At 30.8% G+C, this 24,751-nt stretch carries 23 protein-coding genes; 9 read left to right on the top strand and 14 right to left on the bottom strand.

The annotated features are described in order from the left end of the window. Positions 1-10: 10 nt before the first annotated feature. Entirely contained in the window at positions 11-616 is a 606-nt protein-coding gene (locus CX675_RS08400; protein ID WP_130734790.1) for a DUF4254 domain-containing protein, read from the top strand. A 10-nt stretch (positions 617-626) separates the two neighbouring features. Then, positions 627-1,664 carry a glycosyltransferase family 9 protein gene (locus tag CX675_RS08395; protein WP_130734789.1) on the top strand — a complete coding sequence of 346 codons (1,038 nt, stop codon included), beginning with the start codon at positions 627-629 and terminating at the stop codon, positions 1,662-1,664. Between the two features lie 4 nt (positions 1,665-1,668). Here the strand turns inward: CX675_RS08395 and CX675_RS08390 are convergent, their stop codons facing one another. Next, positions 1,669-2,412, bottom strand: coding sequence for a 1-acyl-sn-glycerol-3-phosphate acyltransferase (locus tag CX675_RS08390; protein WP_130734788.1), 744 nt, complete (start codon positions 2,410-2,412; stop codon positions 1,669-1,671). Positions 2,413-2,670: 258 nt separating this feature from the next. Between CX675_RS08390 and trpS the strand changes: the two genes are divergently transcribed. Continuing rightward, complete coding sequence (gene trpS, locus CX675_RS08385) at positions 2,671-3,639, top strand: tryptophan--tRNA ligase (protein WP_130734787.1); 969 nt, start codon at positions 2,671-2,673, stop codon at positions 3,637-3,639. A 168-nt stretch (positions 3,640-3,807) separates the two neighbouring features. Here the strand turns inward: trpS and CX675_RS08380 are convergent, their stop codons facing one another. The 5 genes from CX675_RS08380 to hemB all read right to left on the bottom strand — a co-directional run bounded on the left by CX675_RS08380 (position 3,808) and on the right by hemB (position 9,853). After that, positions 3,808-4,470 (bottom strand): hypothetical protein, encoded by a 663-nt coding sequence (locus CX675_RS08380; protein ID WP_130734786.1) that lies wholly within the window; start codon positions 4,468-4,470, stop codon positions 3,808-3,810. A gap of 232 nt (positions 4,471-4,702) precedes the next feature. Further along, positions 4,703-4,867, bottom strand: a complete 165-nt coding sequence (locus tag CX675_RS20320; RefSeq protein WP_370277648.1) for a GIY-YIG nuclease family protein — start codon at positions 4,865-4,867, stop codon at positions 4,703-4,705. 86 nt (positions 4,868-4,953) lie between these two features. After that, positions 4,954-7,530, bottom strand: a complete 2,577-nt coding sequence (locus CX675_RS08370) for a phosphoenolpyruvate carboxylase (protein WP_130734785.1) — start codon at positions 7,528-7,530, stop codon at positions 4,954-4,956. 97 nt (positions 7,531-7,627) lie between these two features. Next, complete coding sequence (gene dprA, locus CX675_RS08365; protein WP_130734784.1) at positions 7,628-8,740, bottom strand: DNA-processing protein DprA; 1,113 nt, start codon at positions 8,738-8,740, stop codon at positions 7,628-7,630. 123 nt (positions 8,741-8,863) lie between these two features. Further along, positions 8,864-9,853, bottom strand: a complete 990-nt coding sequence (gene hemB / locus CX675_RS08360; protein ID WP_130734783.1) for a porphobilinogen synthase — start codon at positions 9,851-9,853, stop codon at positions 8,864-8,866. A 153-nt stretch (positions 9,854-10,006) separates the two neighbouring features. On the opposite strand from hemB, the gene CX675_RS08355 reads away from it, so the two are divergent. Then, positions 10,007-10,642 (top strand): hypothetical protein, encoded by a 636-nt coding sequence (locus tag CX675_RS08355; RefSeq protein ID WP_130734782.1) that lies wholly within the window; start codon positions 10,007-10,009, stop codon positions 10,640-10,642. 2 nt (positions 10,643-10,644) lie between these two features. Beyond that, positions 10,645-12,516: a hypothetical protein gene (locus CX675_RS08350; RefSeq protein WP_130734781.1), complete on the top strand. Its 1,872-nt coding sequence runs from the start codon at positions 10,645-10,647 to the stop codon at positions 12,514-12,516. Positions 12,517-12,639: 123 nt separating this feature from the next. Here the strand turns inward: CX675_RS08350 and hemF are convergent, their stop codons facing one another. From hemF to hemA, 8 genes are all read right to left on the bottom strand, one after another. Continuing rightward, positions 12,640-13,542 carry an oxygen-dependent coproporphyrinogen oxidase gene (gene hemF, locus CX675_RS08345; RefSeq protein ID WP_130734780.1) on the bottom strand — a complete coding sequence of 301 codons (903 nt, stop codon included), beginning with the start codon at positions 13,540-13,542 and terminating at the stop codon, positions 12,640-12,642. A 28-nt stretch (positions 13,543-13,570) separates the two neighbouring features. Further along, the gene (locus tag CX675_RS08340) at positions 13,571-14,110 is read right to left on the bottom strand and encodes a DUF3575 domain-containing protein (protein ID WP_240723612.1); all 540 of its coding nucleotides are present in this window, start codon (positions 14,108-14,110) and stop codon (positions 13,571-13,573) included. 69 nt (positions 14,111-14,179) lie between these two features. Continuing rightward, on the bottom strand, positions 14,180-15,205 hold the full coding sequence (hemE, locus tag CX675_RS08335) for a uroporphyrinogen decarboxylase (protein ID WP_130734779.1): 1,026 nt from the start codon (positions 15,203-15,205) through the stop codon (positions 14,180-14,182). Between the two features lie 48 nt (positions 15,206-15,253). Continuing rightward, positions 15,254-15,925, bottom strand: a complete 672-nt coding sequence (locus tag CX675_RS08330) for a uroporphyrinogen-III synthase (protein ID WP_130734778.1) — start codon at positions 15,923-15,925, stop codon at positions 15,254-15,256. After that, on the bottom strand, positions 15,926-16,642 hold the full coding sequence (locus CX675_RS08325; RefSeq protein ID WP_130734777.1) for a TrkA family potassium uptake protein: 717 nt from the start codon (positions 16,640-16,642) through the stop codon (positions 15,926-15,928). An 11-nt stretch (positions 16,643-16,653) separates the two neighbouring features. Continuing rightward, complete coding sequence (locus tag CX675_RS08320; RefSeq protein ID WP_130734776.1) at positions 16,654-18,396, bottom strand: TrkH family potassium uptake protein; 1,743 nt, start codon at positions 18,394-18,396, stop codon at positions 16,654-16,656. A 17-nt stretch (positions 18,397-18,413) separates the two neighbouring features. Then, positions 18,414-19,328, bottom strand: a complete 915-nt coding sequence (hemC, locus tag CX675_RS08315) for a hydroxymethylbilane synthase (RefSeq protein WP_165396002.1) — start codon at positions 19,326-19,328, stop codon at positions 18,414-18,416. Between the two features lie 11 nt (positions 19,329-19,339). After that, a complete protein-coding gene (gene hemA / locus CX675_RS08310; RefSeq protein ID WP_130734774.1) occupies positions 19,340-20,587 on the bottom strand; it encodes a glutamyl-tRNA reductase in 1,248 nt (415 codons plus the stop codon). Positions 20,588-20,815: 228 nt separating this feature from the next. Between hemA and CX675_RS08305 the strand changes: the two genes are divergently transcribed. The 4 genes from CX675_RS08305 to CX675_RS08290 all read left to right on the top strand — a co-directional run bounded on the left by CX675_RS08305 (position 20,816) and on the right by CX675_RS08290 (position 24,743). Further along, positions 20,816-21,688, top strand: a complete 873-nt coding sequence (locus tag CX675_RS08305; RefSeq protein ID WP_130734773.1) for a helix-turn-helix transcriptional regulator — start codon at positions 20,816-20,818, stop codon at positions 21,686-21,688. 124 nt (positions 21,689-21,812) lie between these two features. Beyond that, complete coding sequence (gene hemH, locus CX675_RS08300) at positions 21,813-22,841, top strand: ferrochelatase (RefSeq protein ID WP_130734772.1); 1,029 nt, start codon at positions 21,813-21,815, stop codon at positions 22,839-22,841. Between the two features lie 5 nt (positions 22,842-22,846). Then, a complete protein-coding gene (locus CX675_RS08295) occupies positions 22,847-24,199 on the top strand; it encodes an MATE family efflux transporter (protein ID WP_130734771.1) in 1,353 nt (450 codons plus the stop codon). After that, on the top strand, positions 24,189-24,743 hold the full coding sequence (locus tag CX675_RS08290) for a CopD family protein (RefSeq protein WP_130734770.1): 555 nt from the start codon (positions 24,189-24,191) through the stop codon (positions 24,741-24,743). Before CX675_RS08295 ends, CX675_RS08290 begins: the two co-directional genes overlap by 11 nt. The last annotated feature ends 8 nt before the right edge of the window (positions 24,744-24,751 follow it).

The raw sequence follows: 24,751 nt of genomic DNA, 5'->3' as shown, positions 1-24,751 counted from the left end.
ACCTATAATCATGTTTGCAGAATTTGCATTTCCTATATTTGAACGCGCTATAAAAGAATATCATGTGATAGATGATGTGTACCAACCAGTACAAAATCCATATGAAAAAGGATCTATAGAATATTTGTTATATGCTAAAAACTGGGTAGACACCGTACAATGGCATTATGAAGACATTATTCGTGACCCACAAATTGATCCTATTGCTGCACTAGATTTAAAAAGAAAAATTGATGCTTCCAATCAAGTGCGTACCGATATGGTAGAATATATTGACAGTTATTTTCTTCAAAAATATGCTGACGTTCAGGTAAAAGCAGAGGCAAAGATTAATACAGAAAGTCCTGCTTGGGCAATAGACAGGCTTTCTATTTTAGCTTTGAAAATTTATCATATGAATGAAGAGGCTACTAGAGCAGAAGCAACTCCAGAACATAGAGCAAAATGCCAAGAAAAATTGAATGTTTTGTTAGACCAAAAAAACGATATGTTTACTTCCATTAGCCAATTAATTGAAGATATTGAAAATGGAGATAAGTACATGAAAGTATACAAACAAATGAAAATGTATAATGACGAGGAATTAAATCCTGTTTTATACCAAAATAAAAAATAGTCATCGTTAGATGTCTAAATCAAAACACATATTAGTAATAAGGCTCTCAGCCATGGGTGATGTTGCCATGACAGTTCCTGTGTTGAGAGCTTTTTCTATGCAATACCCTGAACATTCTGTAACTGTAGTTTCACGCCCTTTTTTTCAACCTTTTTTTCAAGATATCCCTCATGTACATTTTTTTGGAGTTGATTTAGCAAAAAGGCATAAAGGGTTCCTAGGATTGTTACGATTGTTTTTCGATTTACAAAAGTTGAACATAGATGCTATTGCTGATTTGCACAATGTGTTGCGTTCTAAAATAATTCGAACCTTGTTTTTTCTTTCAGGCAAAAAAGTGGCAGCAACGAATAAAGGTAGAAAAGCTAAAAAAGAACTAACCCGATTAGAAAATAAGATTTTCGCTCCCGTAAAGACCATGTTTCAAAATCATGCAGACACTTTTCAAAAATTAGGTTTTCCAATGGATTTGTCTGTGGTTCCATTGCCTGAAAAAGCAATTCTATCAGAAGCAATTCTTGAAAAGGTATCTTTTGATACCCATAAAAAAAATATTGGAATTGCCCCTTTTGCACAATATGAAAGTAAAGTTTATCCTTTCGATTTGATGCAAGATGTGATTCAACAACTAGCCTGTCATTCTTATTATAACATCTATCTTTTTGGAGGAGGAACTCAAGAAATTCAGTTATTAGAACAACTAAAAGCGAATTATTCCAATGTTATTCTTTTAGCAGGAAAACTAACCTTGGAACAAGAACTAAATATAATTTCTAATTTAGATGTGATGCTTTCCATGGATTCAGGTAATGCTCACATTGCAGCCATGTTAGGCATTAAAGTAATTACTCTCTGGGGCGCTACGCACCCTTATGCTGGCTTTAAACCCTTTCATCAACCCGATGATTTTTGTATTACTGCAGATAGAGTACAATTTCCTCTTTTGCCCACATCCGTTTATGGAAATAGAAAAATTACTGGATATGAAGAAGTGATGAGAACAATATCACCTGAAACGGTTACAGCTAAAATAGAGAGTATCTTATAATTATCTATTTCATATACTTTTCCAATTCCTTTAAAATTACAGCTCTTGTCTTTTCTTTTAGTTCAATTTTATGTTCCAAAGTTAAACCTCTGGTTTCAATAAAAGAATGTACTTTTACGCGCATACGACCTGTTGTTCCACTAAAAAAACGAAAAGGAAAACGTTTTTTATTATCTATAAAAGTCATAGGAACAATAGGAATTTGATGTTCGATTGCCAAACGAAAAGCACCATCTTTAAACATGTCTAAAATGATACTTTCATCATCAGGAACGCCACCTTCAGGGAAAATACAAATACTTAATCCCTGATGTAACCGTTTTTGAGCCAATTCAAATACCTTAAAACGGCTTTTACTACTGCTTCGGTCTACCATAATACAAACGCGTTTGAAAAAGAAACCAAAAACAGGAATTTTAGCCAGTTCTTTTTTACCGACAAATACAAAAGGATTCTTTTTTACCACTAAAAGCATCAACATAATATCGGTCATGGAAGTATGATTGGCTACCAACATATAACTTTCTCCTTTTACCAATTTTTGTTCGTATTCCACTTTACGGTAAAAACCCATTCCATAAAAAATAAGTTTTGCCCAAAAGCGAGCTAAAAAGAAAAATTGAGGATAGGTTTTTTCACTTAAAATGGTAAGAAATAATATTGGAAAAAGAATTAGAATTGGAACAATTACCAAAAGGTAAAACCAAATGTGCCATACAATCCAAAAAGCATATTTTAGTATCTTCATATTTTTAAAACCAAACGTTAGGGTATCGTTTCCATCATTTTCCTGCTATTCGTTTTATCTTTCATTGCGAGAAACGATGCAATCTAACAAAGACAATCAGTTTCGCAATAAAAGGATATCACTACTATCAGGAGTAGACTCAAACAATGGGTATTTTTTAAAATTCTCTCAAAAATAACAATATTATTCAACCTTTTAGAAATAACCTTTTCCCATTTCTGTAAAAGTGGTATTTTTGCGACAAACAACAAGAAAAAAATGTCAAAAATTTTAACTGGCGTTCAAAGTACAGGAACTCCACACTTAGGAAATTTATTAGGTGCCATTTTACCAGCAATTGAAATGGCAAATGATCCAGCCAATGAATCGTTTCTTTTTATAGCCGATTTACATTCGATTACGCAAATAAAAGATGGAAAAACGTTACGAGCAAATACATATAGTGTAGCTGCTACTTGGCTTGCGTGTGGTTTAGATATTAACAGAGTTGTTTTTTATCGTCAATCTGATGTACCTCAAGTTACAGAATTGTCTTGGTATTTGAGTTGTTTTTTTCCTTATCAAAGACTAACCTTAGCACATTCATTTAAAGATAAAGCGGATAGATTAGAAGATGTTAATGCAGGATTGTTTACGTATCCTATGTTAATGGCAGCGGATATTTTATTATATGACGCAGAATTTGTACCTGTAGGGAAAGATCAAAAGCAACATATTGAGTTTACAAGGGTTGTTGCAGAAAAATTTAATCATCAAATGGGTGAAACATTAGTTTTACCGGAAGCAAAAATTGATGAAGCTATTATGGTTATTCCTGGAACAGATGGTGAAAAGATGAGTAAGTCTAGAAACAATACCATCAATATTTTTTTAGATGACAAAGCTTTACGCAAGCAAATTATGTCTATTCAAACGGATAGTACTCCTTTAGAAGATCCAAAAAACCCAGATACGTGTAATTGTTTTGCTTTGTACCAACTTTTAGCTACTGTTGAACAAACAGAAATGATGCGTGCTAATTATTTAGGAGGGAATTACGGTTATGGTCATGCGAAACAAGCGTTGTTTGATTTGATTGTAGAAAAATTTGCAAGCGTTCGAGAAAAATACAATTACTACATCAATAATTTAGATGAGGTAGATGTTTTATTAAAAGAAGGTGCTGCTAAAGCCAGTATGGTTGCTAATGGTGTTTTAGGAAGAGTACGAGAGAAATTAGGGTATTAAGAAAACTGAAAATAATTAAAGCATCGAGATTCAGAATTTATTTCAGATTATCGATGCTTTTTTATTTAGAAATTAGATGCTGAAACAAGTTCAGCATGACAAATAGAATTTAACAAGGCAATGTATGTTTTTAGCACTTTGTCATTCCGAACTCGTTTCTGAATCTCATTATTTTTGTTCCTCAATTATTTTTTTAATGAACCATCTATTTTCAGAGAATTCACAAAATACATGATAAGCTCTGTAGTATTTAAAAACAAAAAAATAAGCTTTTTTATAATCTTGAGATAGTAATACTCTACTAAGAAATAAAAGTGGCATGTCTGAATTTCTAATTTCTCCCTCAAAAGTATTTTCGTAAGTAATTAAGGAGATTTTTATTTTACATTCCTTAAACTCGTTTATTTTTAACGGTCTTGGAGCTAAAGAATCAATTTTATATTCTATTTTATCTATATTTGATTTATTTACCCAACCTAAGGTGTCTAAAATACCAAATTCAACTTTTTTAAATTCTTTCAAATTTAAAATTTCTTCATTTATTTTTCTCCTTTTTTCTGAGACAAAATTATCCCAATCATTTTTAGATTTATGTAATATACTGTCAGTTTGAAATGAATTAAATTTGAATGTGTCAATTTCGGGAATTGGAGGTGGTGGAGGAATTCTTATCCAAAAAGAATTTTCAAGTTCATATTTAGCAACCTCAGGTAACACATCGCACAATACTTCTGCTTCTAGTTGTTCGTAGGTTTTATCTATTGATTTTGTTTTTTCTTTACAATGAATAAAAAACAAGGATAATATTAAAATAAAAGTACCTTTTCTCATAACACAAAATTAATAAGAAAAGGTACTTCAAAAATTAAGCCGAATTTATGAGATGCTGAAACAAGTTCAGCATGACAAATAGAATTCAACAAGGCAATGTATGTTTTTAGTACTTTGTCATTCCGAACTCGTTTCGGAATCTATATTTCCCCACAAATTATCCCATTTAGGATTAGATTGTTCTATTAAATTAATCTTCCATTCTCGATGCCAATTTTTCAATTGTTTTTCTCTAGCTATAGCATCTTGAATATTTTGAAGTGAATTTACTTCCTTCTTGATTAATATGTCTACTCATCCTATCATCTAAACCTCCTGTAACTCCAATATACAAAGTTCCGTGTGGTTTGTTAGTTAAAATATAAACCCAATAGTTATGGTATGTTCTGGATGACATAATTGTAATATTTAGATGCTGAAACGAGTTCAGCATGACAAGATTTATATTTAAATTTTATCATTTTGAACTCATTTTAAAATAAATTAAGCCGAATTTCGACTGGCATTGATATTTCCAAACAACGATCGGGTCACTATTTTTTCATAAACTGCAATTTGATTTTCATCCGGATTGTCGCTCTCTTTTAAAGCTTTAATTTTTAATAAAGCATATTGCTGTATGGTGAGCAAGGGTAAGACAATTTTTTCACGCATGGCTACCGACGCTTTTCCATCGGGATAATTTTCCATTAATTCGGTAAAACCAGATATTTTCAATAACAATCGTTTCGTTTCCAAGTATTCAGTATAAATAATCGTCCAGAAAGCACCATATTCAGGGTCTTTTTGCATATAAGCCGTTAATGGGAAAAATGATTTGCTCAAAGCCATCATACTGTTTTCTAATAGCGTTTTAAAGAATAAGGAGTTCTTGTATAAATTTTTAACATCTTCCCAATTTCCGTTTTCTTCAAAATATTTTAAAGCTGTTCCTACACCAAAAAAACCAGGCACATTTTGTTTCAATTGACTCCACGAACCTACAAAAGGAATGGCTCTCAAATCGTCTAAATTGAGTTGGGCCGATTGCTTTCTTTTAGAAGGACGACTTCCAATATTGGTTTTAGCATAATAGTTTAAGGTACTCATGTTTTCCAAGTAAGGAACAAATTTAGGGTGCTTTTTGAAATCTATGTATTTTTGATAACTACTTTCCGAAAGTTTCTGCATCACTTCTTTTTCCTTTTCCGTCAAATGATTTTCTTCATGATGAAAAACCTGATTGTTGGCTCCAGCACTCAAAAGATTTTCTAGATTATAACGACAAGAATCGAGTGTACCAAAGTTAGAACTAATCGTTTGTCCTTGAATGGTCAATTGAATTTGCTTGTTTTCTATTTCTGGACCTAAAGAAGCATAAAACTGATGCGTTTTTCCACCACCACGCGCTGGAGGACCACCACGACCATCAAAAAAGACCACTTTAATGTTGTATTTTCGAGACATGGCTGAAATAGCCGTTTTGGCTTTATAAATTCCCCAATTGGCCATTAAATAACCACCATCTTTGGTGCCATCAGAAAAACCAAGCATAATAGTTTGTTGGTTTCCTCTTCTTTCTAAATGTTCTTTATATGTTGGATTGGTATACAATTGTTCCATAACAACATCTGCTTTTTCCAAATCGTCTACACTTTCAAAAAGAGGTACAATATCTACTGGAGGATTTTTCCAATTGGTCAAACGAAATAAAGACAAGGCTTCCATCACATTTAAAGCACTTTCATTATTACTAATAATATAACGATTACAACCTAATTCACCGTTTTTTTCTTGAATGGTTTTGATGGCTCTGATAGAACCTAAAGTTAATTTTGTACCTACATCTGAATAATCATCTTCATTTAAATTTGCAGTAACCGTAGATAAAATTTCAATTTTTGCAGCCTCATCTAATTCATTATAGTTTACAGAAAATAAGGCTGGATTTTTGGAAATAATATCTTGAAAAACCGCTTGATGAATTTTACTGTTTTGTCTGATGTCTAAAGTAGCAAAATGGTATCCAAAGACACTTACTTTATTGAGTAAATCTTCAATCTCATCTAAATACAACGATTGGTGTTTGTAAATTAAGAGGTCTTTCACTTTATTTAATTCGGTAAGTAATTCTTCTTTGGAAATGAATACGGTTCCTTCCGAATAAAATACGGATCGATACAATTTATTTTCGATAACACTGATTACTTCTTCTACACCAGAAAAGGTTAGTTTTCTTTTTAATTTTCGAATATCTAAATAATAACATTTCAAAATAGCTGTGCGCAATCTGTCGGCAACTTTTAAGGTAATTTCTGTGGTTACAAATGGGTTTCCATCACGATCTCCACCAGGCCAAAAACCAAGATTTAAAATATCATTTTGTAGGACTGATTTTTTCTTAAAAATATTCTTTTGAATGTATTGCATCATTTCTCCAACGGTTGGATAAAATACATTTTCCAAATACCAAATTAAACTTACCGCTTCGTCAAAAGGAGTTGGTTTTTCCTTTTTTATAAAAGGTGTTTTCCCTAATTGCGCCAACAATTCTTTAATGGAATTCAAATCATTAATTTTAACTGCTTCTGTTAAATCGGTAATAATTCCTAAAACAGAGCCCGGATAAAATTGGGTTGGATGCGCTGTTAAAACAGTTCGAACCTTAAACTCGTTCAAAAAAGCAATTAATTCTTCTTTTTTAAAACGTTGTTCTGCTCTTTCTTTCATACTACGGAGAGAACCACTTCCTTCTAAATTGTTTACCACATCAAAAGCTGCATCTTCAATAGCATCAAATAATACGACTTGCCTTTCAACATATTGAATAAAACGAAACATTAAATCTATTTTCTCTTTTTCAGAAGCATTTTCGAGGTATTTTGTGGTAAAATTTTCGAAAATCTCATCGGGACTATGATTGTTTTTATAGCCTTGCTGACAAACATCAGAAAACAGGGGTAATAAAACGCCTGTATTGTTAATTTCATCATAAGGAAGCGTGATAAAAATACTGTTGTAAATATTAAACTTGGAAGCTACGTTTTGTTCAAAACGCTCTAGTTTGGGTAAAGAATACATTGCAAATAAATTTGTTACTAATTTACGGTAATAATTTTAAAGAATTCCTACAAACACAGTTACAAATTAAACATATTGTTATTTTTTTATGAATTTTTCAAATTAATTCAAATATTTTTCCTGGTAAAGGTCTTATTATCCCTTTTAATTCCATATTTAATAAAATGGATGAGGTTTTAAAAACGGGAAGTGCACATTCTAAAGCAATCGTATCAATTGATTCAGAAATATGGATTTGTAAATAATTGTATATCTTTTGTTCTTCATCCGATAAAGTAACAAATAATTGTTTTTGAATTGTTTTTTTATCCGTTTTATGTTTTGTGTTAATTTCCCAGTTTAACATGTAAAGAACATCGGCTGCACAAGTGAGCGTATGGGCACGTTGGGTTTTAATTAGATTATTACAACCTTGGCTGTATTTATCAGTAGTTCTTCCCGGTACCGCAAAAACATCTCGGTTATAATCATTTGCGATTTGAGCAGTAATTAAGGAACCTCCTTTTTCGGCACTTTCAATCACAAGCGTAGCTTCACTTATTCCGGCAACAATGCGATTTCTTTTTACAAAATTTTCTCTATCAGGTTTAGAATTGCTCCAAAATTCGGTAATAAAACCACCATTTTCTTCCATTTTAACCATGTGTTTTTTATGATTTTTGGGATAAATTTGGTTTAAACCATGTGCTAAAACACCTATTGTTTGTAGTCCAAATTCCATAGCTGCTTGATGTGCAACGATATCCACACCATACGCAAAGCCACTTACAATAATGGGTTGTAAAGGGGCTAATTCTTCGATTATTTTTTTGGTCATTTCTGTACCATAACTAGTTACTTGTCGTGTACCAACAATACTAATTATTTTTTGATTCTTGAGATTGATATTTCCAGAAGTAAACAATAAAACAGGAGCATCAAAGCATTGTTTGAGTCGTTCAGGATATTGATTGTCTAAATAGTACCAAGTTGAAATGTTTTCGTTTTCGATAAAACGCATTTCTTTTTCAGTCTTTTGAAAAGTGCTAGGGTCTTGAAGATTTTTTAATATGGTTTTACCAATACCTTCAATTTTTGCAAGAGTAGTAATTTTACTTTTGAAGACAGCTTCAGCAGAGCCGCAATTATGAATTAATTTTTTGGCAAGAATATCACCTACTCCTTCTACTTGCAACAAAGCAAGCGTGTAGTATAAATCGTTTTGTAACATGGCGTGTAATAAAATAAAAAGGCTTGTATATTACACAAAAGTAGATTTAATTTTGGAATTTCCAAATAGATTAAAAAAGGTGTCTATTAAGACACCTTTTTTAATAAACCTTTTTCAAGGGTATTATTTTAATAAGCGAACAATATCTTTTGCAAAATAACTAGCTATAATATCTGCGCCAGCTCTTTTCATGGCAGTTGTTTGTTCAAACATAATGGCGTCATGGTCTAGCCAGCCTCTTTCGGCAGCAGCTTTAATCATTGCATATTCTCCTGAAACTTGATATACAGCAACTGGAACTTCAGACATATTTTTAATTTCTCTAACAATGTCTAAATATGAAATACCAGGTTTTACCATTACAATATCAGCACCTTCTTCGATATCCATTCGGGTTTCTTTAATGGCTTCAATGCGATTATGATAATCCATTTGGTATGTTTTTTTATCCTTTGGGATATTCATGGCATCAACTGGAGCCGAATCTAAAGCATCTCTAAAAGGGCCGTAATGAGCAGAAGCATATTTTGCACTATAGCTCATAATTCCTGTATTGATAAAATTTTCTTCTTCTAATAGTTCGCGAATATCTAGAATACGTCCGTCCATCATATCACTTGGAGCAACAAAATCAGCACCAGCTTTTGCATGTGATAAAGCCATTTCAGCTAAAAAATTAGAAGTATGATCGTTAGCTATTTGCCCCTTTTCAACGATACCATCATGACCATAAATAGAATAAGGATCTAGAGCAACATCAGTCATTACAACCATATCTGGAACAGCATTTTTTATAGTTTTGACAGCTCTTTGCATTAGACCATCTGGGTTTAATGCTTCAACACCTTTATTGTCTTTTAAATTTTCAGGAACTTTTACAAATACTAATACCGATTTTAAGCCCATAGCCCATAATTCTTTAACTTCTTTTTCAAGAAGGTCTAAACTATATCTAAAATAATTAGGCATGGATGGAATTTCATCTTTTATTCCTTTTCCTTCTACAACAAAAATAGGTACTAAGAAATCGTTTGGAGTAAGTATAGTTTCACGAACGAGTGCACGAAGATTTTCACTGGTTCTTAATCGTCTGTTTCTTCTTAATGGGAACATGTAATGTCTTTTTTAAAAACTATTAATTATACTAATTTTAGTATAGTATATCTTGCGTACAAAGTTAGTGAAATTACTCTAAAATAAGGGGTTTAACACAGCTTAAAATCTATAAAACATAAAAAATTAAATTATTAATAGTAAGTTTGCAAAATGAAAAAAATTATATTTTTAAGTTGGTGTCTATTTTTGACAAGTTGCTTTGAAATAACAGAGAGGATAAAGCAAAATAGTAATGAAAGTGGAACTTATAGTTTAAAGGTAGATTTTTCGAAATCTTGGATTAGAACCAGGTCAGCTATATGGCTAGAAGAAGTGGATGGAGTGAGTATTCCTAGTGAAGAAGATATAAAAAATAAGCTAGCTGATTTTAGAGAGCAAGCTGCTAAAATTGAAGGGGTTTCAAATATTACTTCCTCATATGATTTTAAATCGTATATTTTTACATTTACATTTCAGTATGAAAATTTGGTTGCGTTAAATGCTGTTTTAAATAGCATGAATACCGAAAATCCAATGACTCATTTTAGTTTTTCTAAAGAGAAATTTTTTCAACGATTTGCTTCATATCCTATTCCAAAGAATTTGGTAAATAAAGAAGATAAGAAAGAAGATTTAGAAGATGCTCATATTACTACAATTTATACATTTGACAAAGAAATTGCTAAGATTTCAAATCCTAGTAGTAAAGTTTCAAAAAATAAACAAACCGTTTTTTTAAAGCATAATATATATAATGTTTTAAAAAACAATACTTTAATGAATAATACAATTTATTTTAATCCATAATTATGAAAAAACAGTTATATGTTTTATTACTATTAGCCAGTACTTTTGTTTTTGGTCAATCTACTTCTAATGAGTTAGATTATTTTATTCAATTTAATGGAAATCAGTTTTCTAAAAAGGTTACCCTAGACGAGATTTTAAATCATGATGCTTTAAAAAAGATTTCAAATTCCAAATCAGATTTTAACATCAAAGAGTATGTTTCTTTAATTAATATGAACAAGAATATTATTATTCATGGAAACTATACATCACCTAATCATCCCTTTTATCAAATAACGATTCCTATTAAAAATAGCCAAGAAGTTAGGGATTTTATAATGAATCAAAATAATTTAAAAGCAAACGATTCTAAAGAGAACACTATAATTGAATATGAGAATTATACTGTTTTTAAAAACGCGAAGCAATCTTTTTCGATAGCTTGGAATAATGAGTATTTAATTCTTATTGAATTTCTAAAACCCATGCTAGGAAAAAATAGCTATTCAAATGTATACGATACTACCTATCCTATTTATGAAGAACCAATAGTAGTTGAAGAAACAGAAGAAATAGTGGATGCCGTTTTTGAAGTGGCTGAAGAGGTAGAAACCGTAGAAGAGACTGCGGAAGAAATAGCAGAAGAATCGGAAGTGGTTGAAGAATCAAAAGAATGGGAAGAAGAGGGAGAAGACCCTGTTATTTTCATAGAAAATTACGATTACCAAAACAAAAATGAAGCCTATTTAAAACAACTAGAAGAAGAAAAATTAGAACGCATCGCTTTGCAAGAAGAGCATATTGCATCCTTGTTTAAAAATGGTTTTCAGATTCCTTCATCAGATAAAATTAATCCAAAGGCAGATATTTCAGCTTGGGTAAATTACCAATCTATGTTTAATTCACTAAAAAGTTTTTCAGCAATTATAATGTCGGTAGCAAAAGGTTCAGGAAACTTTGGTACAAATAATATAGAAAGTTTTATTAAAGGTGTTAATTTTAATATGTATTTTGATAATGACAACGCAAGAATGGAGCAAATAGTGGAATATTCAAGTTCGTTAACGTCTCTAATGAAAAAAGTTGTTGATAGAAAAATAAACAAAAATATTTTTAAATATTTTCCAAATAAGTCTCCATTAGCTTACATGACTTATCATGTAAATTCGGAGGAATTATTAAATGGCTTTCCAACGATTACAGCCCAAATGTATCCAGAGAATAAATTCTTACAAAAAGAAGATATAGCACTAGTTACTGACCTAATTGGAACCCTGTTGGATGAAAAAGCAATAGCGTCTTTATTAGATGGTGATTTTACTTTTTTCTTACATGATATTTCGGAAAAAGAATATTCTTATATAGGATATGAATATGATGAAAATTATGAAGAGATTGAAGTTGAAAAGACAGAAAAAAAGACGACACCTATTTTTACAGTTGTATTTACTTCTACTCATAAAACAATGGGTGAAAAATTGTTGAATTTAGCAGAAAGAAAAGGTGGACTTATAAAAGAGAATAATTATTATAAAGTAAGAGGTGTAGAAAAAGAACTAGGTGATTTAAGAATACTTAAAGACGGTGATGTTATGGTTATCACCAATGGATTTAACTATATTGATAAACCCAATACTTCTTTTAGTGCCGAATTCAAAAAACAAATAAAGAACAACTATGCCTTTGGAAATTTAAATATAAAAGATTTAGTTACTCAATTAGGATTAGGTAAGGAAAAGGGAAAAATAAGTGAGCAGTTTGAATCGATACACTTTAATTCGTCTAAAAAAATAGAGAATAATAAGATGCAAATTGAGATGAGTTTACATTCTTCTGTATCTGATAAGAATATTATTTTACAAACCTTAGATTTAATTTCTATTATAAATTAAAAATAAATCAAAATAAAAAGCCGTACTTTTAAACCTACGGCTTTTTTATTTTAGTATATTGGGAACGATTTTTACCAAGAAATAAATTAAGAAAAAGGTTGTTTTTTAACAACATACATTTCTTTACACCCATTCTACAGGTTTTTCTAAAACACGTAGTAATTTTTGCTCTTCGCTTCCTTCTTTCGGTTGATAATTATACACCCATTGCACCTGAGGAGGCAAGCTCATTAAGATACTCTCAATTCTTCCATTAGTTTTTAAACCAAATAAGGTGCCTTTATCGTGTACAAGATTGAATTCTACATACCTTCCTCGACGAATTTCTTGCCAATTTCGTTGCTCGTTAGTATAAGTCAAGTCTTTTCGTTTTTCAACTATTGGTATATAAGCCTTTAAAAAACTATTCCCAACTTCCGTTACTAAATCATACCAGTTTTCCATTGAAAAGGTTTCGGTTTCTTTACAATAATCGAAAAATAATCCACCAATTCCTCTAGCTTCATTGCGATGTGTATTCCAAAAATAAGCATCACATTGTTTCTTAAATTTTGGATAAAATGAGGCATCATGTTTGTCGCAAGCTGTTTTACAGGTTTGATGAAAATGTGTTGCATCTTCTTCAAATAGGTAGTAAGGGGTTAAATCTTGTCCGCCTCCAAACCAACTATTCATTACATTTCCTTTTTCATCATACATTTCAAAGTATCTCCAATTGGCATGAACAGTAGGTACCAATGGATTTTTAGGATGAATTACTAAACTTAACCCACAAGCAAAAAAATCAGCTTCACCTACATTAAATAATTTTTGCATGGTGTCTGGTAATTTTCCATGCACAGCAGAAATATTGACGCCTCCTTTTTCAAAAACAGCACCGTTTTCTATTACGCGTGTTCTGCCACCACCACCTTCAGGTCTTGTCCATAAATCTTCTTTAAAAAACGCCTTCCCATCAGTTTCTTCTAAGCCTTTACAAATTTGATCTTGTAAATTTTGAATATAGGCGTAAAATTTATTTTTCATTGAATAATCTAATTTATGTTTTTTATCATTACAAATGGTATACCAGCATTAATCCGCCTCGATATACAATCCACTCACCACTTTTATTATATTTTTCTGCAGCATCATATCGTTCCTGAGTACTTATTTTATATCCTTTGTAGTAGGCTTGGCTGGAACCACCTCCAATAAACAATTCTATGTGCCATCTTTCATTAACTTCAAAGCTATAACCAGTTGAAACACCATACATAACATTGAACCCTTTTTGATAATAATCAGTTGACCAATACGTGTATTTTTGCATCGTATAACTGCTTCCACCTATGTGTGTACCTATAAAAAAACCTTTGTTAAATGTTTTAGTATAGTATCTAAATTCAGGGAAAAGCATAACAAATTTTTGCGGAGCATGTTGCACTGATTCCCAAAAAGAAGCAGTAATATCAACCTGAAAAGAGGTCTTTTTCCCTAGTCTAATTTCGTAACCAAAATTTGGAATACCTAATACAGCAGTTGCCATATTTCCTTTAATATTATTCTGACTATTTAAGGTTAAAATAAAACAGAATAAAAACAAAAAGAGCATGAAAATCTTTTTTATTTTGAAAATCAAATTCATAATCCATACTCTTTTTATTCGTAAAATGGGTTCGTGTTATTTTTTATATTCTTTCACTGCTTCTATAAATGCTTTAGCATGATCAACAGGAATATTTGGTAAAATACCATGACCTAAATTTACGATATAATTATCTTTACCAAATTCATCAATCATTTCGTGTACCATTTTCTTGATTACTGGAATAGGAGATAATAATCGCGCAGGATCAAAATTACCTTGAAGTGTTTTTTTACCACCAGTTAAATAACGAGCATTTTTTGGAGAGCAAGTCCAGTCTACACCAAGAGCTGCTGCTTTAGATTTTGACATATCGTTAAGGGCAAACCAGCAGCCTTTTCCAAACACAATTACTTTGGTTGAATCGGCTAAAGCTTCCACAATTTGATTAATATATTGCCATGAAAACTCAGTATAATCAGTAGGAGATAGCATACCTCCCCAAGAATCAAATATTTGTACGGCATTTACACCATGTTTTACTTTTTCTTTTAAATACAAGATAGTAGTATCCGTAATTTTTTGAAGTAATTGATGTGCAGCAACTGGATTGGAGAAACAAAACCCTTTGGCCTTATCAAAACTTTTAGAGCCTTTACCTTCTACAGCGTAACAAAAAATAGTCCATGGAGAACCTGCAAACCCAATAAGAGGCACTTCATTGTCTAATTTTTCTTTGGTCATGTCTATAGCATCCATTACATACCCTAACGTTTCGTTTATGTCTGGTACAAAAGCACGTTCAACATCTTTTGCAGTACGAATTGGGTTAGGTAAAACAGGACCAATATTATCTTGTAACTCCACATCAATTCCCATGGCTTGCGGAACCACAAGAATATCAGAAAATAAAATGGCTGCATCAGGTTTCACAATGCGAATAGGCTGTACCGTAATTTCGGAAGCTAATTCGGGCGTTTTGCATCTGGTAAAGAAATCATATTTTTCTTTTATAGCCATAAATTCAGGCAAATAGCGCCCTGCCTGACGCATCATCCAAACAGGAGGTCTTTCAACTGTTTCGTTGTTAAGAGCCTTTAAAAATAAATCGTTTTTTAACATTTAAATTTTGATTTAAATACTGTTGTTTTTCTTTGAAAACAACAACTATTATACGTTATAATATTTTATTACTTCTTCAATTACACTTTCAATAGTAGGCTCAGAAGCAATTACAATTTGATTTGTCTTTTGAGAATTAGTATACTCTCCAATAGCTTGTGCTGTCGTGTGTCCTATGCAAAAGCATACTTGATTTGTTAATGTATTTGTTTCTAGATAGCTGGCTACTGCAGATGGACTAAAAAACAAAATTGCTACCGTTTCAAGAATAATTTTTTTAGATTGAGAAAGCGTTTTATATACAGAAATCTCATCGAGATGTATTTTTTTAGCAGCTAATTTTTTAGGTAAAATGTCTTTTCTTAATGTACCAGAAAAAAAGGTAAACGTTTTTTGGAAATACTCTTTACAAATTGTTTCAGCTAAAGTATTCGCGTCTTTTTGATGTGTTACAACAGTAAAACCGTTTTTCTCAAGAAACATTTTTGTTTTTTCTCCTACACAAAAACAATCTTTTTCTTTAATCGTTTTTATATCGTTACTTTTCAGGACACCTTTTACTGCATTTTTACTAGTAAAAATTAGGCATTCGTTACTTTTATTTGCTACAAACTTAAGCCATTTTATTTTTATAAAGTTAGCATGAATAAGAGCAAACTTTTTTTGGTCAAGTAAGGCAACTTGTTTTTTGTTAAGTTCTTTTGTACTTAAAATAACCATTTAAATTTTCTTATTTCTCAAGTCATATTCTTCTTGTCCCATACAGTAATTTTCAATGTCTTTGTTATTACCATATACGACTAAAATATCATCTTCCTGAACAATAGTGTCAGGGTGAGGTCTTCCTATAGATTCTTTAACAATTGTTTTTTTACCAATTAAATTTCGTTTTTCTTTTTTACGAATGATGGTAACTAAGGTTAAACTATATTTATCTACAGAATCTAATTCTCCTAATGTTTTTCCATAAAATTCTTTTTTAGCTCTTACTTCAGAAATTGTAAAATTGTTATCTAACTGATAATTCTCTAATGTTGATTTAAAATTAATCTGTTTGGTTAAACGATCTGCAGAATCTTGTTCAGGGTGAATAATACTATAAATCCCCATAGCCTCTAAGACAGTATCGTGAATAGGAGAAAGTGCTCTACTTATAATTTTTACATTACTTAACTTTTTAATAATGGCAGTTGTTATAATAGCTGCTCCTTCATTTTCTCCAATTGCGACTACTACTTTGTCAGCATCTTTTAAAGGAACTGCATCATAGGCTAATTCATTGGTAGAATCCATGCAAATAGCATGAGAAATTTTATCTTTTACCAGGTTTACTTTGTCCATTTGTTTGTCTATACCGATTACTTCATTACCAGTTTCGGTTAAACTTAAAGCTAACGACATTCCAAAATTTCCAAGTCCAAAAACAATTATTTTCATTTGAAATTTTTTTAGTTAATCAAAATATTTTCTTTAGGAAGTTCATAAAATTGATGATTCATTTGTCGTAATAAACCAATCATTAAGTTGAGCATTCCTATTCGTCCAATAAACATTACGGCAATTATAACATACTTGCTCGGTTCAGATAAAGTAGGAGTAAAGTTTAAACTAAGTCCTACTGTACTATATGCAGAGAAACATTCAAAAACCACAGTTAAAACAGGAGTTTCTTTAGGTTCAAAAATTAAAATTGCCATGATAGCTACTCCAATAACAATTAAAGAAATACATAAAATTGCAAAAGCTCTGGAGGTAGATTCACTACTAATTCTTCTGCCAAAAATTTGTATCCTACTTTTCCCTTTAGCTACTGTAAAAATGTTTAATGTTGCTAAAGCAAAAGTGCTTGTTTTTACACCACCACCAGTAGATGCAGGTGAAGCTCCGATCCACATTAAAAAGATAATAAATAAAATAGAGGGAACAGTCATATTTTTATAATCTACCACATTAAATCCTGCGGTTCTAGGTGTTACCGAACTAAAAGCAGCATTCGTAATCTTACCAAAAAGAGTAGTATGTTCTAATAATGTATTATTATATTCTGAAATAAATAAGAAAATCCAACCACCAAATAACAAAATGATAGTGGTGTAAATTACAATTTTGGTATTTAACGTAATTACTGGTACCTGTTTATGAATTAATCTTTTATCAAATAATTCTAAAACATAGGTTTTAATATATCGGTAAAAATTAAAAATAATATTGTGTCCTAATCCTCCAAAAATAATTAAAATCATAATAATCCATTGAAAATAATAATGAAAACGAATACTTTCATCATATAATCCATTAGAAAATATAGAAAAACCAGCATTACAAAATGCTGAAATAGAGTGAAAAATAGAAAAGAAAAACTTATTGCTAATAGCGTAATTGTTTGCTATAGAAGAATAAATAAAAAGCGCACCCACTATTTCTACTCCAACAGTAAAAATAACCACATTTAATGCTGCTCTAAAGACATCTTTTAGACCTTCTTGCGCAATAAAATCTTTTGTGTTTAACCCTTCTTTGAAAGAGGAACTACCTCGAAAGAAAAAAGCAAAGAAAGAAGTAAATGTTAGTATTCCTATACCACCTAATTGAATTAAAACTAAAATAATTGATTGCCCAACAGTTGTAAAATCGGCACCAGTATCTACTACAGCTAAGCCAGTTACACATACCGCGCTCGTAGCAGTAAATAATGCATTGGTAAAACTTATTCCGTTATTAGTTGCACTTGGAAGCATTAATAAAAAGCCTCCAGAAATAGCTAAAATTAAAAAACTCCCAACAAAAACAATGGCTGGATTAAAATAGATATCATAGATATGTCTTACAAGGACTAATAATCGCAATAGAAAATAAATAATTAAACCCCCTTCTAATACGGGTTTAATTTTTTGTAAGATATAATGGTAACTGAAGTCGGTATTTAAAAGGGCAATTATTAGAGATGAGATTAACAACAATGAAATGATAATCATATTTACTAATGCCACCTTTTTATTGCTTTTATACTTGTAAATAAAGAATTTAAAAGTATTAAAAACCAGTAAAAGGAGCGTTAAAATTAATAAACCGATGACATGTGGACTATTAAAGTTTTCCGCAAAATCGTATCCAAAATCAAATACTATAAATAGTAAAACAATGATGTCAAAAAAACGATAAATATAATTGAGTAATGATTCTCTTTCCATTTTAACAGTGATTTATGTCACTTAAGTTGCGCACGAAGTTTTTCCATTAATACATTTGCTCCCTGACTTAAAATTTCGTTTGCGCAATCTTTTCCAAAAGATTTATAATCAGCAAAATTACAACTTTTTTTGATGTAATGTTTCTCTTTTCCATCTAAAGAGAATAAAGCGCCTTCAAAATGAATTGTCTGACCTTGAATAGTAGCTAAAGCTCCTATTGGAGCAGTACAACCTCCTTCGAGAGTCTTTAAAAACTGTCTTTCAATAAAAGTGCAAATAGCCGTTTTTTCATCGTTTAATTGTGATAAAGCGGAACGAGAAAAAGAATCCTTTTCCATTGCTACCACTAACATGGCTCCTTGTGCAGGTGCAGGAATCATCCAGTCTAAATTAATAAACGTTTCTGGTTTTAAATTAATTCTTTCTAAGCCAGCAGCAGCAAAAATAGCTCCATTCCAAGTATTGTCTTTTAATTTTTGCATGCGTGTGTTTACATTGCCTCGTAAATCTTCAACTTGATGTGTTGGGTATTTATGAAGCCATTGTGCTTTTCTGCGTAAACTGCCAGAAGCAATAGTTCCTGTTGCATTTAAGAAATCTAAATTTCCTTTATGAACTAAAATATCTAACGTATTGGCTCTTTCAAGTACTGCTGCCTGTACAATACCTTTTGGTAAACTAGTTGGAACATCTTTCATAGAGTGAACAGCAATATCAACTTCACCTTGCAACATCGCTATATCTAAAGTTTTCGTAAAAATACCTGTAATACCTAGTTCATACAAAGGTTTGTCTAAGATAATGTCACCTGTAGATTTTACAGCTATAATTTCTGTTTTATAGCCTAAATTGATTAGTTTTTTTTGAACTGTATGTGCTTGCCAAAGCGCTAATTCGCTGTCACGAGTACCTATACGTATTGTTTTTTCCAAAAGGTTTTGTTTTAATGGTTTAACTGAAATACTTTTTCAATCCATTCAATACTTTCATCTACCATAGTATTTTCATGTTTTAAATGATTGGCAAAATGAGTGGTAATTTTTTGAATGATACGATTGCTAATAATTTCAGCTTGTTCTTCATTAAAATTATCCATTTTCTTTCTTTGATAATTTAATTCAGATTTTTTTATATCTGCTAATTTTTCTTTTAAAGAATGAATTGTTGGAGCAAATTTTCTAGCTTTTGACCAAGTTATAAACTCTTCCGCAATGGCATCAATTATTTTTTCAGCAGCAGGAATATGTTCTTTTCTTTTTTCTATAGTTTCATCAGTAACTTGAGACAAATAATCTAAATGGACTAATGATACTTGTGGAAGTGAAGTTACATTTTCATTTACATTTTTGGGTATGGAAAGATCTAAAATAAGAAGAGGCTTTTTCAAGTTAAGAATGGCAGCATCAATAGTAGGGTTTTGTGCACCTGTGGCAACTACTAAAACATCCGCTTTTTGAATTTCTAATTGTAGATTAGCATATTCTTTTACAACTAAATTGAATTTTCCAGCTATTTTTTCTGCTTTTTCTTTGGTCCTGTTTATTAAAACAATATGATTGTTTTTAGTGTGTTTTACTAAATTCTCGCAAGTATTTCTACCGATCTTACCTGTTCCAAATAAGAGTATGTTCTTAGTACCAATGTCAGGAACGTTATTCATTATATATTGAACAGAAGCAAAAGATACAGAAGTAGCACCAGAACTAATTTCGGTTTCATTTTTAACTCGTTTGCTTGCCTGAATAACCGCATTTACTAAACGTTCAATATAACTGTTTCCTAAACCTAATTTTTTACTCTCTGTAAAACCAATTTTAATTTGTGAAATAATTTCAAAATCGCCTAAAATCTGACTATCTAAACCTGTGCCTACTCTAAATAAATGAGTTACAGCTTCTCTATTTTTGTATACATATGCAATTTTTTGAAAATCTTCAACAGTTCCTAAACTATTATCACAAAGTAATTTTATCAGTTGAAAAGGATGTTCTGCAAACCCATAGATTTCTGTTCGATTACAAGTAGAAATAACAAAGAGACTTTCAATATTTTCAGCTTTGGCTTGCAATAATAAATCGTTTCTAGTTTTTTCATTCAAACTAAATTTTCCTCTCATTTCGGCATCTGCTTTCTTATAGCTTAAACCAATCGCATAAAATGTAGTGTGTTTGATACCAGTAAAGTTCTCCATAAATTATGTTTACCTAAAAGTAAAACAAAAGTAATATACTGATTGTTTTAAAAATAACGCTCAAAGTACTTTTTATGTCGATTGCAGATTTTTTAATAATTTTATGATTTGTTTTTTGTATTTGCACTATTTTTGTAGTAAAATTGGTTATTGAGAAGTTTTTTATTTATAACCAATCTAAATAACTTTAATTTAAGAAAGCTTTTTCTTAACTAAAAAAACAACGCTATGAGTTCATTAGAAGAAATAAAAATTGAACCAGACTTTACCTTACTACGTTTTCAAAATGACTCAGATACCATGGAACGAGTTGAAAAACAAGTAAAAACTGGATTAATCCAGTTTCACTTTAATGTAAAAGGCAAAGCAAAATTTATTTTTAATCAAGGAACTTATGCATTGGATTTAAATGAGGAAAAATCACTTTTGCTTTACAATCCTCAAAAGGAATTACCATTACATTTAGAAGTGAGTCCTAAAACATGGATTATTTCAATGTTGATTTCGATAAAAAAATTTCATGCTTTATTTTCTAATGAAGCAGACGTGATTCCGTTTTTAAGTCAGGAAAATTTAGATAAAAAATATTATGGAGAAGAAGATATAAGTCCGTCTATGGCTATTGTTCTAAACCAGATTTTTCATTATAATCAAAATTCGTCCATTAAAAATTTATATTTAAAAGGAAAAGGATATGAATTAATGAGTTTGTATTTCAATCAAAATGAAGACCCCAATGCAGAACATTGTCCTTTTTTGATAGATGAAGAAAATGTTTTGAAAATTAAGAAAGCTAAAGAAATTGTTATCGAAAATATGGCAGAGCCTCCAGGTTTACAAGAACTTGCAGACAAGGTAGGTCTTACATTAAAGAAATTGAAAGTAGGCTTTAAGCAAATTTATGGAGATAGTGTGTATAGTTTCCTGTTTGATTATAAAATGGAATATGCCAGAAAAATGTTAGATTCTGGTTCTTATAATGTAAATGAAGTAGGTTTAAAAGTAGGTTATAGTACATCAAGTCATTTTATTGCTGCTTTTAAGAAAAAATTTGGGATTACCCCTAAAAAATATTTAATGAATTTAAATTTAAATGTGTAATTAGTTTTTAATATTACTTTTTGCAATACTGATATAATTAAAAAAGAAGATAAAGGTAACAAGAATAAAGTGTGATTAGGTACTTTTATCAAATAGAAACAATATTACGAAAGAATAAAAATAAATGAAAAAAGGAGTATTATTAGTTAACTTAGGTTCGCCAGACAGTACAGAAGTTAAAGATGTAAAAAAATACTTGGATCAGTTTTTAATGGACGAAAGAGTAATCGATGTTCCCTACTTATTAAGAGCGTTTTTAGTAAAAGGAATTATTTTGAATACCCGACCAAAAAAATCGGCAGCAGCTTATAAAAAAATTTGGTGGAAAGAAGGTTCGCCACTAATTGTTTTGTCCAAAAGATTGCAAAATAAAATACAGGAAAACGTAAGTGTGCCGATCTCTTTAGCAATGCGTTATGGTAACCCTAGTATAGAAACAGGATTGAAAGAATTACATGATAAAGGGGTTACTGAAGTTTTATTGTTGCCACTTTATCCTCAATTTGCTATGGCTACAACTGAAACAATTTTAGTATTAGCAGAGAAAATTAGAAAAGAAAAATTTCCTTCCATGGAATTTACAATTCTACCCGCTTTTTATAATCAAAAAGATTACATAAGAGATTTATCGAATTCGATTCAAAAGGCAGTGGATACTTTTGAGGCAGATTATTTGCTTTTCTCATATCATGGTGTTCCAGAACGACACATTAAAAAAAGTGATATTACTCAATCGCATTGTAAAATAGATGGCAGTTGTTGTAATACACCTTCTAAAGCACATGAATTTTGTTATCGCCATCAATGTTATGAAACAACAAAACAAGTGGCCACTTTTTTAGGACTAGAAGAAGGAAAATACAGCACTTCATTTCAATCTAGATTAGGAAAAGATCCTTGGTTACAACCTTATACGGATGCAACTATAGATGGATTAGCACAAAAAGGAATTAAAAACTTAGCTGTCGTTACTCCCGCTTTCGTTTCAGATTGTTTAGAAACATTAGAAGAAATAGGAATGGAAGCTGCTCACAGTTTTAAAGAAAATGGAGGAGAAAATTTCTTTAACATACCTTGTTTAAATGATAATGATGATTGGGTAAAAACATTAAGTCGTTGGGTAGACCAATGGGCATTACAACCTGAAGTATAAAAAAAATGGCAGTTTCTTCCACAGATTTAGGCACATTACCTATCAAACAATTATTAGTCAAGCAATCGGTACCAGCTTCTATTGGAATATTATTTATGTCGGTTAATATTTTAGTAGACACTATTTTTGTAGGACAATGGCTAGGTTCCTTAGCTATTGCAGCTGTATCTGTTGTGCTACCCATTACTTTTTTAATTTCTTCTTTAGGGATGGCTTTAGGAATTGGTGGAAGTTCTATCATTTCTAGAGCATTGGGAGCAAATGACAGAGAAAAAGCTTTGCAGACTTTTGGAAATCAGATTATGATGACATTAGGCTTGGCCATAATTTCTGTGGTAATTGGTTTGTTTTATTCTAAGGAAGTATTATTACTATTTGGAGCTAATGGCGAAATAATGAAACCAGCCATGGCGTTTTTTATTCCAGTTTTATATGGAGTCCCATTTTTAGGTTTGTGTATGATGGGAAATACAGTAATAAGAGCAGAAGGAAAACCAAAATTTGCTATGATTGCCATGATTATTCCTGCTTTTGGAAACATTATTTTAGATATTATTTTTATTAAAACTCTCAATTTAGGAATGTTTGGTGCTGCTTTAGCTACCTCCTTATCCTATTTTATGTGTTTTGCATTTATTTTATGGTTTTTTATTTTTAAAAGTGAATTAAAACCCCAATGGCATCATTATACTTTTAAGTATAAAATTGTCTCTGAAATTTCCTCTTTAGGATTTGTAACTTTTGCAAGACAAGGAGTTGTGGCTATTTTATCTATTATTTTAAATCATACGTTGTTTATTCACGGTGGAGAAATTTCGGTAGCAATATATGGTATTATAAGTAGGATGTTGATGTTTGCATTATTTCCTATTTTAGGAGTTACTCAAGGCTTTTTACCTATTGCTGGATATAATTATGGAGCTAAAAATTATGTACGTGTTAGTGAAACGATTTCTACTTCTGTAAAATGGGCTGCTGGTTTAGCAACCGTAATTTTTATTGCAATATTAATTTTTGCAGAACCAATTGTAGCTATTTTTTCTAAAGATTCTACCATCATTAAAGAAACCCCAAATGCGTTACGTTTGGTTTTTGCTGCATCACCAATTATTGCGATTCAATTAATAGGAGCTGCTTATTTTCAAGCAGCAGGGAAAGCCATTCCTGCTCTTTTATTAACGTTAACAAAACAAGGTTTTTTCTTAATCCCTTTAATTTTAGTTTTACCAAATATATATGGTATTTTTGGAGTTTGGATTGCCTTTCCAATAGCCGATATTTTATCTACATTAGTAACAGGATTCTTTTTAAAAAGAGAAATGAATCGAAAATTAACATTTTTACAAGATGGAATATAATTATATAAAAGCATTACATTTAATATTTGTTATTACATGGTTTGCGGGCTTGTTTTATATGGTTAGACTATTTGTTTATCATGCGGAAGCCAAGCAGAAGGAGCAACCAGAACAAGATATTCTAATTAAACAATATCAATTAATGCAATATCGTTTATGGTATATTATTACTTGGCCAAGTGCTATTTTAGCTAGTATTTTTGCATTTTGGATGTTGTTTTTTACAAAATCTGGAGAAATTTGGTTAACCCAATCTTGGATGCATATCAAATTGGCATTTGTTTTGTTGTTGTATATCTATCATGGAAAATGCCATCAAATTTTTAAGCAATTACAAAAGAATAAAGTAAAACATAGTTCTAATTTTTTTAGAATTTGGAATGAAGGAGCCACCATCATTCTATTTGCTATCGTTTTTTTAGTAATTGTCAAAAATGAAATGAGCTGGATCTACGGAACTATTGGCATACTGGTTTTTTCTATACTAATTATGTTAGGATTTAAACTCTATAAACGCATTCGAGAAAATACTAAAGAAAAATAAAAAAGTGT

The sequence above is a fragment of the Flavobacterium sp. J27 genome, from assembly GCF_004303025.1.
In the GTDB taxonomy this organism is placed as follows: domain Bacteria; phylum Bacteroidota; class Bacteroidia; order Flavobacteriales; family Flavobacteriaceae; genus Flavobacterium.
Note: the sequence above shows the minus strand (reverse complement) of the source record. Positions and strands in the feature narration are given on the sequence as shown.

What these genes read in the sequence shown, in the direction of transcription:
- CX675_RS08400 (WP_130734790.1), top strand. Translation starts at nt 11, where the DNA reads ATGTTTGCAGAATTTGCATTTCCTATATTTGAACGCGCTATAAAAGAA.
- CX675_RS08395 (WP_130734789.1), top strand. Translation starts at nt 627, where the DNA reads ATGTCTAAATCAAAACACATATTAGTAATAAGGCTCTCAGCCATGGGT.
- CX675_RS08390 (WP_130734788.1), bottom strand. Translation starts at nt 2,412, where the DNA reads ATGAAGATACTAAAATATGCTTTTTGGATTGTATGGCACATTTGGTTT.
- trpS (WP_130734787.1), top strand. Translation starts at nt 2,671, where the DNA reads ATGTCAAAAATTTTAACTGGCGTTCAAAGTACAGGAACTCCACACTTA.
- CX675_RS08380 (WP_130734786.1), bottom strand. Translation starts at nt 4,470, where the DNA reads ATGAGAAAAGGTACTTTTATTTTAATATTATCCTTGTTTTTTATTCAT.
- CX675_RS20320 (WP_370277648.1), bottom strand. Translation starts at nt 4,867, where the DNA reads ATGTCATCCAGAACATACCATAACTATTGGGTTTATATTTTAACTAAC.
- CX675_RS08370 (WP_130734785.1), bottom strand. Translation starts at nt 7,530, where the DNA reads ATGTATTCTTTACCCAAACTAGAGCGTTTTGAACAAAACGTAGCTTCC.
- dprA (WP_130734784.1), bottom strand. Translation starts at nt 8,740, where the DNA reads ATGTTACAAAACGATTTATACTACACGCTTGCTTTGTTGCAAGTAGAA.
- hemB (WP_130734783.1), bottom strand. Translation starts at nt 9,853, where the DNA reads ATGTTCCCATTAAGAAGAAACAGACGATTAAGAACCAGTGAAAATCTT.
- CX675_RS08355 (WP_130734782.1), top strand. Translation starts at nt 10,007, where the DNA reads ATGAAAAAAATTATATTTTTAAGTTGGTGTCTATTTTTGACAAGTTGC.
- CX675_RS08350 (WP_130734781.1), top strand. Translation starts at nt 10,645, where the DNA reads ATGAAAAAACAGTTATATGTTTTATTACTATTAGCCAGTACTTTTGTT.
- hemF (WP_130734780.1), bottom strand. Translation starts at nt 13,542, where the DNA reads ATGAAAAATAAATTTTACGCCTATATTCAAAATTTACAAGATCAAATT.
- CX675_RS08340 (WP_240723612.1), bottom strand. Translation starts at nt 14,110, where the DNA reads ATGCTCTTTTTGTTTTTATTCTGTTTTATTTTAACCTTAAATAGTCAG.
- hemE (WP_130734779.1), bottom strand. Translation starts at nt 15,205, where the DNA reads ATGTTAAAAAACGATTTATTTTTAAAGGCTCTTAACAACGAAACAGTT.
- CX675_RS08330 (WP_130734778.1), bottom strand. Translation starts at nt 15,925, where the DNA reads ATGGTTATTTTAAGTACAAAAGAACTTAACAAAAAACAAGTTGCCTTA.
- CX675_RS08325 (WP_130734777.1), bottom strand. Translation starts at nt 16,642, where the DNA reads ATGAAAATAATTGTTTTTGGACTTGGAAATTTTGGAATGTCGTTAGCT.
- CX675_RS08320 (WP_130734776.1), bottom strand. Translation starts at nt 18,396, where the DNA reads ATGGAAAGAGAATCATTACTCAATTATATTTATCGTTTTTTTGACATC.
- hemA (WP_130734774.1), bottom strand. Translation starts at nt 20,587, where the DNA reads ATGGAGAACTTTACTGGTATCAAACACACTACATTTTATGCGATTGGT.
- CX675_RS08305 (WP_130734773.1), top strand. Translation starts at nt 20,816, where the DNA reads ATGAGTTCATTAGAAGAAATAAAAATTGAACCAGACTTTACCTTACTA.
- hemH (WP_130734772.1), top strand. Translation starts at nt 21,813, where the DNA reads ATGAAAAAAGGAGTATTATTAGTTAACTTAGGTTCGCCAGACAGTACA.
- CX675_RS08295 (WP_130734771.1), top strand. Translation starts at nt 22,847, where the DNA reads ATGGCAGTTTCTTCCACAGATTTAGGCACATTACCTATCAAACAATTA.
- CX675_RS08290 (WP_130734770.1), top strand. Translation starts at nt 24,189, where the DNA reads ATGGAATATAATTATATAAAAGCATTACATTTAATATTTGTTATTACA.